9 protein-coding genes are annotated in these 9,545 nt (G+C 64.8%); 2 read left to right on the top strand and 7 right to left on the bottom strand.

Annotated features, from left to right (window positions below; all coding sequences use genetic code 11):
* Window positions 1-58: 58 nt before the first annotated feature.
* The gene (locus BIWAKO_RS20315; protein ID WP_069880181.1) at window positions 59-1,327 is read right to left on the bottom strand and encodes an RluA family pseudouridine synthase; all 1,269 of its coding nucleotides are present in this window, start codon (window positions 1,325-1,327) and stop codon (window positions 59-61) included.
* Window positions 1,324-1,707 (bottom strand): fluoride efflux transporter CrcB, encoded by a 384-nt coding sequence (gene crcB / locus BIWAKO_RS20310; protein ID WP_069880180.1) that lies wholly within the window; start codon window positions 1,705-1,707, stop codon window positions 1,324-1,326. The genes BIWAKO_RS20315 and crcB overlap by 4 nt, the downstream gene beginning before the upstream one ends.
* A 160-nt stretch (window positions 1,708-1,867) precedes the next feature.
* Between crcB and BIWAKO_RS20305 the strand changes: the two genes are divergently transcribed.
* Window positions 1,868-3,184: a hypothetical protein gene (locus BIWAKO_RS20305; protein ID WP_069880179.1), complete on the top strand. Its 1,317-nt coding sequence runs from the start codon at window positions 1,868-1,870 to the stop codon at window positions 3,182-3,184.
* A 105-nt stretch (window positions 3,185-3,289) separates the two neighbouring features.
* Here BIWAKO_RS20305 and BIWAKO_RS20300 read toward each other — a convergent pair whose 3' ends face one another.
* Both BIWAKO_RS20300 and BIWAKO_RS20295 read right to left on the bottom strand, forming a co-directional pair.
* Window positions 3,290-4,597 carry a replication-associated recombination protein A gene (locus tag BIWAKO_RS20300; protein WP_069880178.1) on the bottom strand — a complete coding sequence of 436 codons (1,308 nt, stop codon included), beginning with the start codon at window positions 4,595-4,597 and terminating at the stop codon, window positions 3,290-3,292.
* On the bottom strand, window positions 4,594-6,027 hold the full coding sequence (locus BIWAKO_RS20295; RefSeq protein WP_371332015.1) for a DegQ family serine endoprotease: 1,434 nt from the start codon (window positions 6,025-6,027) through the stop codon (window positions 4,594-4,596). Before BIWAKO_RS20295 ends, BIWAKO_RS20300 begins: the two co-directional genes overlap by 4 nt.
* Window positions 6,028-6,183: 156 nt before the next feature.
* On the opposite strand from BIWAKO_RS20295, the gene BIWAKO_RS36035 reads away from it, so the two are divergent.
* Window positions 6,184-6,603: a BLUF domain-containing protein gene (locus BIWAKO_RS36035; protein ID WP_074471587.1), complete on the top strand. Its 420-nt coding sequence runs from the start codon at window positions 6,184-6,186 to the stop codon at window positions 6,601-6,603.
* A 24-nt stretch (window positions 6,604-6,627) separates the two neighbouring features.
* Here BIWAKO_RS36035 and BIWAKO_RS20285 read toward each other — a convergent pair whose 3' ends face one another.
* From BIWAKO_RS20285 to BIWAKO_RS20275, 3 genes are all read right to left on the bottom strand, one after another.
* The gene (locus BIWAKO_RS20285; RefSeq protein WP_069882650.1) at window positions 6,628-7,599 is read right to left on the bottom strand and encodes a tripartite tricarboxylate transporter substrate-binding protein; all 972 of its coding nucleotides are present in this window, start codon (window positions 7,597-7,599) and stop codon (window positions 6,628-6,630) included.
* Between the two features lie 314 nt (window positions 7,600-7,913).
* Window positions 7,914-8,330, bottom strand: a complete 417-nt coding sequence (gene rplQ, locus BIWAKO_RS20280) for a 50S ribosomal protein L17 (protein WP_069880176.1) — start codon at window positions 8,328-8,330, stop codon at window positions 7,914-7,916.
* A gap of 112 nt (window positions 8,331-8,442) precedes the next feature.
* Window positions 8,443-9,459 (bottom strand): DNA-directed RNA polymerase subunit alpha, encoded by a 1,017-nt coding sequence (locus BIWAKO_RS20275; protein ID WP_043237077.1) that lies wholly within the window; start codon window positions 9,457-9,459, stop codon window positions 8,443-8,445.
* Window positions 9,460-9,545 lie beyond the last annotated feature (86 nt).

Here is a 9,545-nt window from a genome sequence, read left to right as displayed (position 1 = left end):
TTAGAACATATCCATTTTTGTTCTGCAAGCGTTCTCTTACGCTAGGTCATACCAAGACCTATTCGTCGGGCGCGTCCACGATCGGGTCATAGCGCTCGTCCTCGAAACCGAGCAGGTTCCAGGACTGGCGCATATGTGGCGGCAGCGGCGCGCTGACATCGATCGTGCCCTTGCCGCGCGGATGCGGCAGCACGATGCGGCGAGCCAGCAGATGCAGCTTGTTCTGGATGCCGCCCGGCAGCTCCCAGTTTTGAATGTTGAAGTATTTGGGATCACCGACGATCGGGTGGCCGATATGGGCGGCATGCGCGCGCAATTGATGGGTGCGGCCGGTCACAGGCTTCAGCGACAGCCAGCCGAGCTTCTGCGCCGCGGTCTCGACCACCGCGTAATAGGTCACGGCATGCATCGCACCGTCGTCGCCATGTTTGGCGACCGCCATCCGCTGATCGCCATCATAGGCTTCCTCGCGGGCGAGATAGGTCGAGATCCGGCCCTGCCGGACGCGCGGGACGCCGGCAACCAGCGCCCAGTAGACCTTGCGGGCCGAGCGCGAACGAAAGGTCTTTGCCAGCGTCGCCGCCGCAAAGCGCGATTTGGCGATGACGAGGCAGCCGGACGTATCCTTGTCGAGCCGGTGCACAAGGCGCGGCTTCTGGCCGTCCTTGCCGGTCAGTGCATCGAGCATGCCGTCGACATGGCGGGTGGTGCCGGAGCCGCCTTGCACCGCCAGGCCGGCAGGCTTGTTGAGGACCATGACATCGTCATCCTCGTAGAGGGTGATCGAGCGAAGGAACTCGACCGTGTCGGAATCGGCCCTGACCGAACGCGGACGCTCCGCCTGCTGCTCGAGCTTCAGCGGCGGAATGCGCACAGTCTGGCCGGCTTCGAGCCGGTCCTTGCTGTCGGCGCGCTTGCCATTGACGCGCAGCTCGCCCTTCCGGACGATCCGCTGGATGTGGCTGAAGGACAGTTGCGGAAAGCGTGTCTCAAGGAAGCGATCGATCCGCATCTCGTTCTCGTCTGGCGTCACGACGAGTTGCTGAACGCCGGTGGCAAGCACCTCGGCGGTCACAGCCTTGACCTCCGCCCGCGTCGGTCCGGCTGGGCGCTGCGCCCGTTGCGCTGGCGATCTGCCGATCGGTTCCCGGCGCGCGACGTCCTCGCCCTCGCCCGGCCTGGCCTGGCCCGAAGCGCGCGCCTGCCGGCCCGCGTCATGGCTTGGCCGCTTCTTCCTGGCACCGGCTGCAGGAGGCCTGCCGCCGCGACCCGTTTGCCCCTTGCCGCCGGAGCCCTTGCTGCCGGAGCCCTTGCCACCTTGCCTCATGATAGCCCCCGGACGAGTGCGAGCCCACCAACCAGCGCTGCCAGAGACAGCGCGACGGAGCCCAGAACATAAATGGTGGCGAAGCCCAGTTGGCCGCGCTCCCAGAGCAGAACGGCCTCAAGCGAGAAGGCCGAGAAAGTCGTGAATCCGCCCAGGACGCCTGTGGTCAGGAAGAGGCGCGCCTGTTGCGACCAGCCCTCGCCCGCCTTGAAAGCGAGCCAGCCGATGATCAGCCCCATGATCCCCGAACCGAGAATATTGATGGCCATTGTGCCATAGGGAAAACCCGTCCCCAGCCATTTCAGCGAGGTGTAGTTGACCCCGTGTCGCAGCGCGCCGCCGATGCCGGCGCCCAGGAAGACGAGAAACGTGGATGTCATCGTCCTGCAATAGCCAGCACATCCAACCTGTACAAACGAAATCCGGTCCCAGCATGCGACAATCACGGGAGTGCGGGCCTCTCACGGCGCAATTGACACACCCGGAGCCCGTGACGACAGATGACCACCGACACCAATGCCTTGGAGCCGCCCGCCACCCATGACCGACGTGACAGGCCGCGCCAAGGAGATGCCCTGCCTGCGTCGCATCTGGACGATCGCAGCCCGGCTCCTGCTTGGCTTGCCGGCCTTCGCAGCACTGACCGGGGAAGCAGTCGCACTCCCGCCGCCCAAGGGCCTGAAACCCGCCCGGCCCCCGAGCCTCGCACGCAGTTGCACGATCACGCCGACCGAGCTTGAGCCCCTCTTCGCCAGCACGGCCGATCCCCGGCCGCAGGAGGAGGAGGAGGATGGCAGCGAGGACGACGAGGAGGACGAGGACGACGACAGCATCCCCGGCGTGATCCTGCCCGGCTCCGCCACCTGCCTTTCGGTGTCGGGCACCGTCAGCGCCGGCCTGCAAAATGACAGTGTCCGGGCATCGCGCTCCGCTGCCTTGCCCCCGTCGAGCCTGACGTCCTTTCCGACAAGCGCGTCTCTTCGCATCGCGACATCGCATGAGCTCGCCTCTGGCCTGCGCGTCGGCAGCGCCTTCTCCTTCACCATGCAGAACCCGGTCAACGATGTCGCAGGGCTCACCCTGGACGAGGCGACAGTCCTCGTCGGGCCCTGGACCTTCGGCCTGGACACCTCGCGCTTCAGCTTCTGGACAGGCGACGAATTCGTCTTCAGCACGCGGGCGCCAAGCCGGACAGTCGGGTTATTAGCAGTCGAACTGCCGCTGACGGAAACCTGGGTGGCGACACTCGCCATGGAGGATCCGACGCTTGGCACGACCTCTTCGCTGCCAGTTGCGGCCGGGCGCGTGCCGGATGGCGTGGCACGGCTCGCCTATCAGTCAGGCGCGTGGACGTTGCATGGCGCGTTGGCGCTACGCGACATCCCCGGCAGAAACTCACGATTGGGACGCGCCGGAATTCTGGGCGCGACCTATGAGACCGAGATCCTGGGGCGTCCCGGCAGCATCACGGCCCAGATTGCAGGTGCCGTCGACGCAGCTCCCTATATCGGCTCGCAACTCGACGCGGCCATCGTTCGGACGGTGCTGCTCGGCAGCGACCCGACCCGCGGCTTCTCGACCGCCCTTGTCTTGCGTCGGGAATGGACCGACGAGATCGCGACCAATTTCTACGTCAGCCGCTACCAGCTATCGGTTCCACTGATCGACCAGGCGAAGGGCAAGATCAGCATCGACCGCGCCACCGCAAATCTGGTCTGGACACCGGTCGAGGGTCTCAAGGCCGGGGTCGAAGCGTCGGTCGCACAAGCCCGAATATCGCTGACCGGGCGGCAGGTCGCCGCGGGGCTGGCGGGGCGTCTGATCTCGACTCAGGTCTTCATAGAGCGCGCGTTCTGAAGCATCGCCCCGCAAAATGGATCGCGGTCTTCGGAAGCGCCGATGCGAACGCAGAAGGTCGGATGATCGGACCCGATACGATATCCCGTCCGATGATCTGATCTTCTACCTGCCGCGCTCGGCCCTGAGCTTTTCCCAGTATTCCAGCCGTTTCCGGATCTCGCGCTCGAAGCCGCGCTCGGGCGGATCGTAGAAGAGCTGCCGGCCGAGCGTATCGGGCCAGTAGTTCTGGCCGGAGAAGGCATCGGGGGCGTCGTGGTCATAGGCGTAGTCGGCGCCGTAGCCCTCTTCCTTCATCAGCTTCGTCGGCGCGTTCAGAATGGTCTTGGGTGGCATCAGCGAGCCGCCCTCCTTGGCCGCGCGCCGCGCCGCCTTGTAGGCGATATAGGCCGCGTTCGATTTCGGCGCGGTCGCCAGATAAATCACCGTGTTGGCGAGTGCGAGCTCGCCCTCGGGCGAGCCCAGCTGTTCATAGGTCTCGGCCGCGGCGCGGGCATGGACGAGCGCCTGCGGGTCGGCGAGCCCGATATCCTCCACCGCCATGCGCACCAGCCGCCGCGCCAGGAAACGTGGATCCTCGCCGGCATCGAGCATGCGGGCGAAGTAATAGAGAGCCGCATCCGGATCAGAGCCGCGGATCGTCTTATGCAGTGCCGAGATCAGGTTGTAGTGGCCGTCCTGCGCCTTGTCGTAGATCGGTGCGCGGCGCTGGATCACCTCGGCGAGACCGGCCTCGTCGAAGATCTCGTCCGGTTTGGCGGCGCGCCAGATTTCCTCGGCCAACGTCAGTGCCGCCCTCCCGTCGCCATCGGCAAAGCGGGCAACTGCCAGCCGCGCCTCCGGCGTCAACGGCAGTTCCTTGTTCTCGAGCACCTCGGCCCGGCCGAGCAGAAAGAGCAGCGCGCTCTCGTCGAGAGATTGGAATGTGAGCACCCGCGCCCGCGACAGAAGTGCGGCGTTGAGCGCAAAGGATGGATTCTCGGTTGTGGCACCGACCAGCGTGATCGTGCCGTCCTCCATGACTGGCAGGAACGCATCGAGCTGAGTGCGGTTGAAGCGATGGATCTCGTCGACGAAGAGTAGCGTGCCCTTGCCTCCAAGCCGTCGCCCTCGCGCAGCCTCGAACACCTTCTTGAGGTCGGCGATCCCGGAAAAGATCGCGCTGATCTGCTCGAACCCGAGATCGACCGCACCGGCGAGCAGGCGCGCGACCGTCGTCTTCCCGGTGCCCGGCGGCCCCCAGAAGATCAGGCTCCCAATCGAGCCCGAGGCCAGCAGTCGCGTGAGCGCGCCATCCGGGCCCGTCAGGTGCTCCTGCCCCGTGACCTCGGCCAGCGTCGTCGGCCGCAAACGGTCGGCAAGCGGGCGCGGCCCCGCCTTGTCGAGGCCGGAAGCGGAAAAGAGGTCGCTCACCCCGGAAAGACCGATGTCACGGTCTGTCCGGCGCGCGAGATCGTCACCTCCCAGGCGCGCTTGCGCTGGCGCAGAGCCGCCTCGACATCGCGCGAGCGCTCCATGCGCTCTCCGTTCAGGGCAAGGATGATGTCGCCCTTCTGGAAACCGACGCGAGCTGCAAGGCTCCCCTCCTCGATGGCACTGACCACGACGCCTTCGGTTCCGGCATCGATCGAAAGCTCCTCGGCGACCGCCGGCGACAGGTTGAGCACCGTCAGCCCTGAAAGCGGCGTGCGACCCGAAAGCGTCACAGATTCACGCGGCCGCGTCTCTGGCGCCGGAACGAGCTTCACCGGAACCACCAGACGCTTGCCGCCGCGCAGCACGGTCAGAGAGGTCGTACCGCCGATGGGGCGGGTCGCGAAACGATAGCCGAAGGCCTCGGGATCATCGACGGCAACCCCGTCAAGAGCAAGGATGACGTCCGACCGCTTGAGCCCGCCTTCGGCGGCAGGCCCTTTCTCGACGACGCTGGCAACGACGGAACCGGCCGGGCGGTCGAGCCCAAGCCCGTCGGCGACATCGGCGGTCAGTGCCTGCAGCCTGGCGCCGAACCACGGCCGGCGCACCGAGGCAGCGCCCGTCTTGGCGCTTTCCACGACCACGCGAACCATCGACGAGGGGATCGCAAAACCGATACCGTGACTGCCACCCGAGCGCGAGAAGATCGCGGTGTTGATGCCGATCAGCCGGCCTTCCATATCGACCAGTGCGCCGCCGGAATTACCGGGATTGATCGCCGCATCGGTCTGGATGAAGGACTGCGCATCGGCGACACCGACCTGCGTACGAGCCAGCGCCGAAACGATGCCCTGCGTCACGGTCTGCCCGACGCCGAAGGGATTGCCGATCGCCAGCACGATATCGCCGACCTGGAGCTGGTCGGAATCGGCAAGGTCGATCGCGCTCAGATCCTTGGCGCCGTTCAGCTTCAGCACGGCAAGATCGGTACGTGGATCGCGCAGGACGATCGTGGCTTCCACCTCGCGCTTGTCCGCAAAGGCGACCTTGACCTCGCTCATGCCCTCGATGACGTGGTTGTTGGTCACGACGAGCCCGCTCGCGTCGACGATCACGCCTGAGCCAAGCGATCGTTGCACGCGTTCGCGCGGGACGCCGAACCCGTCATCGCCAAAGAAGCGGCGGAAGAACGGATCGTCCATGAAAGGGTTCTGAGCCCGACGCTCGACACGGGCGCCATAGACATTCACGACCGATCCGGCCGTCTTCTGCACGATCGGCGCAAAGGAAAGCTGAACCTGCTGACGGGTTTCCGGAACCTGCCGCGCCTGCGCAAGCAATGGCAGTGGAGCAAGGCTTGCAAAGAGCATCAAGGCGGCCGGCAAGGCAGTTCTTCCGAAACGGACCGGCATGATCCCGCGCTTCATTCCTGTCTCCACGCTGAAACAAAACACCGCTGGCGGCGTTCCAAATCTTCCAATACGACCCATTCCCGGGAAATCTCTTCGCCCGCGACGCCACTGGCGCCATCCGGATCATCGAACGGGTCAGTCGAGCAAAAATCCGCGAAAGGAGCTGGTCCCTTGAGTCTGATACGTCTTGTTTATGCCAGCCGGAGTCGCCTCGTCGAGGCCAATCGCAGTGAGGAGGTTGGCAGGATGATCGCCAGCGCGCGGCGGCTGAACGTACAGAACGAGGTGACGGGATTTCTCCTGGTGACGCCCGGGGCCTTCGCGCAGGTGCTCGAAGGCGAGGCGCATAATGTCGCGGAGACATATGGCCGGATCGTGGTCGATCCGCGCCATTCCGGGATCCGCCTGCTGGCCGAAGAGCAGATTGCGGCCCGCAGCTTCCAGAACTGGTCGATGGGCCTCGCCGAACACGACGAGACCACGCACTTCATCTTCGGTCTCTACGGTGTCACGCCAGAGGCCGATCTCCAGGTCCAGCCTGCCGACGTGCTGCTGGATCTCGCTGGCGAGCTTGCCCGCCAGCGAGCATAGGGCCAGGTCTTACTGGGTCAGGCCTCACTTGTCCTGAAGCAGGATCTTGTACTTTTCAATCTCGCCCGGAACCATCGCGCCGACATGGGCAGGCGTGAGTTCGTTCTCGGATGGCAGCACAGACGAAAGCTCCTTGAATCGAGCTTGCAGATTCGGGCTCGAAAGCGCGGTCCGCAAAGCCTGATTCAGCTTGGTGACGATCGGTTCAGGCAGGCCCTTCGGGCCAAAGAGCGCATTCCAGCCCTGGGCCTCGAATGCCGGCAGCCCGGCCTCCCTGGAGGTTGGCACATCTGGAAGGCTGTCGAGTCGGCTCGGTGTCGCGACCACCAGCGCTTTGACCTTGGCTCCCTGCACCGCGCCCGAGAGCGAGGTTGCGGCATCGCAGACGCCGTCGATCTGCCCGCCCATCAAGTCGTTCAAAGCCGGCCCTGCGCCACGATAACTGACGAGCGCGACCTCCACGCCAGCCGCCTTGATGAAGTTCCGGCAGATCAGATAATTCGACGAGCCGACGCCGGCATGCCCGAGACTGACCTTACCGGGGTTCTTCTTGGCGTAGTCGACGAACTCCATCAGGTTCTTGGCCGGGAAATCGAGCTTGAGCGCAATCATCGGTGATGTCTTGGCGACGAGGCCGATCGGCGCAAAATCGGCCTGAGTGTATTTCAAATCCGGATAGATCGAGTAGGACGCGGCATTGGTGCCGCTATTGCCGATGACGATGGTATAGCCATCGGGATCGGCCTTGGCGGCGCGCGTCAGGGCCGTCGCGCCCCCCGCCCCCGCCATGTTCTCCATGACGATGCGCTGGCCGAGCACCCGCCCCATCTCGTCGCCGACGAGCCGCGCTATCACGTCGGAGGAGCCTCCGGCTGCGAATGGCACGATCATGGTGATCGGCTTGTTGGGATAGCCGTCCTGTGCCAGGGCCGGAGCCGCCAGTGCCAACATCGCCGTCAGCGCGAGCAACCGCATGGTCAGTAATCTTGAAATCATCAGTCTCTCCCTCCGGGGCCGCGTCTTGCTGGGCGGCTTTCGCGGGGAAGCTTGATCATTGCGCTTTGTGCCGAACAAGCAGCGTTTGGAGCAATAATATTCGGCATCAGTCGTCGATCCGGCGCTTTCTGACGCGAAAGACGACACCCTGACGGTCGCCGCTGAAGCCCCCTGGGCATCGGGTCCTTCCTTGGCCGTCCTGCTCCAGTCGCGCCGGCTGACCGGACGATGAACGTCATCTGCACCCCAGCGACCACGCAAAAGAAAAGGCGGCCTTGCGGCCGCCTTTCAAATCTCCGGGGAAGCAGCCTTGCTCAGGCCGCTTCGTCGTCAGCCGTGAAGACCGGGCCGGAATCCTTGCCCTTGGCATCGACATCGCGATCGACGAACTCGATCACGGCGAGCGGGGCGTTGTCGCCGAAGCGGAAGCCGGCCTTCATGATGCGCAGATAGCCGCCATTGCGCTCCTTGTAGCGCGGGCCGAGGACCGCGAAGAGCTTGCCGACGAGTGCGACATCCTTGATCTGCGCGATCGCCTGACGGCGGGCGTGCAGGTCGCCGCGCTTGGCAAGGGTCACCAGCTTCTCGACGACCGGACGCAGGTCCTTGGCCTTCGGCAGCGTGGTGGTGATCTGCTCGTGCTTGATCAGGGCCTGAGACATGTTGGCGAACATCGCCTTGCGGTGCTCAGCCGAGCGGTTGAAACGACGACCGCGGAAACCGTGACGCATTTGGCTCTCCTGTGATTACGGCCGCCGTGCCACGGTACGGCCGTTCATTATGCTCCGGCGCTCACGCACCGTGCGGGAAACAGGCGCGGAGGCAAGCTCCGCGCCGGCGGGATCAGTAATGCTCCTCGAAGCGCTTCGCCAGCTCTTCGATGTTCTCCGGCGGCCAGCCGGTAACGTCCATGCCGAGATGGAGGCCCATGGTCGCGAGCACTTCCTTGATCTCGTTCAGCGACTTGCGGCCGAAGTTCGGGGTGCGAAGCATCTCGCCTTCCGACTTCTGGATCAGGTCGCCGATATAGACGATGTTGTCGTTCTTCAGGCAGTTCGCCGAACGCACCGAAAGCTCGAGCTCGTCGACCTTCTTGAGCAGCGCCGGGTTGAAGGGCAGCTGCGGCGCGGTCGAGACGGCCTCTTCCTTGCGCGGCTCCTCGAAGGTGATGAAGACGGCAAGCTGGTCCTGCAGGATGCGGGCGGCGAGCGCCAGCGCGTCCTCTGGAGTGACCGAGCCGTTGGTCTCGATCTGCAGGGTCAGCATGTCGCGGTCGAGATTCTGGCCCTCACGGGTGTTCTCGACGCGATAGGAGACCTTCTTGACCGGCGAATAGAGGCTGTCGACCGGGATCAGGCCGATCGGTGCATCCTCGGGACGGTTCTGCTCGGACGGGACATAGCCCTTGCCGGTATTGACCGTGAACTCCATGCGGATCTCGGCACCCTCGTCCAGCGTGCAGAGCACGAGCTCGGGGTTCAGGATCGACACATCGCCAACGGTGTTGATGTCACCGGCGGTGACGGTGCCCGGGCCGGACTTGCGCAGGGTCATGCGCTTGGGGCCCTCGCCCTGCATCTTGACGGCGATCGCCTTGATGTTGAGGACGATGTCAGTGACGTCCTCGCGAACGCCGGGAATCGACGAGAACTCATGCAGCACGCCGTCGATCTGGACGGCGGTGACCGCAGCGCCCTGAAGCGAGGAGAGCAGCACGCGCCGCAGCGCGTTGCCGAGCGTCATGCCGAAGCCGCGCTCGAGCGGACGAGCAATCACGGTAGCATGGCGCTTGGGGTCGTCTCCGACCTTGATTTCGAGCTTGTTCGGCTTGGACAAATCCTGCCAGTTCTTGCTGATCACGACCGCACTCCTGGTGCTTCATCTCTCGGCGGCGACGGGCCGCCCCGTACCGGCGCTCGCCAGTGCGAGCGCCGCAATCCAATCCG

The organism is Bosea sp. BIWAKO-01 (assembly GCF_001748145.1).
Classification (GTDB): domain Bacteria; phylum Pseudomonadota; class Alphaproteobacteria; order Rhizobiales; family Beijerinckiaceae; genus Allobosea.
The sequence above is the reverse complement of the archived record's forward strand: the minus strand, read 5'-3'. Positions and strand labels throughout refer to the sequence as shown.

Bases quoted from the DNA above. Each gene is read 5' to 3' on its own strand.
- BIWAKO_RS20315 (WP_069880181.1), bottom strand. From the start codon at position 1,327: ATGAGGCAAGGTGGCAAGGGCTCCGGCAGCAAGGGCTCCGGCGGCAAG.
- crcB (WP_069880180.1), bottom strand. From the start codon at position 1,707: ATGACATCCACGTTTCTCGTCTTCCTGGGCGCCGGCATCGGCGGCGCG.
- BIWAKO_RS20305 (WP_069880179.1), top strand. From the start codon at position 1,868: ATGACCGACGTGACAGGCCGCGCCAAGGAGATGCCCTGCCTGCGTCGC.
- BIWAKO_RS20295 (WP_371332015.1), bottom strand. From the start codon at position 6,027: ATGAAGCGCGGGATCATGCCGGTCCGTTTCGGAAGAACTGCCTTGCCG.
- BIWAKO_RS20285 (WP_069882650.1), bottom strand. From the start codon at position 7,599: ATGATTTCAAGATTACTGACCATGCGGTTGCTCGCGCTGACGGCGATG.
- rplQ (WP_069880176.1), bottom strand. From the start codon at position 8,330: ATGCGTCACGGTTTCCGCGGTCGTCGTTTCAACCGCTCGGCTGAGCAC.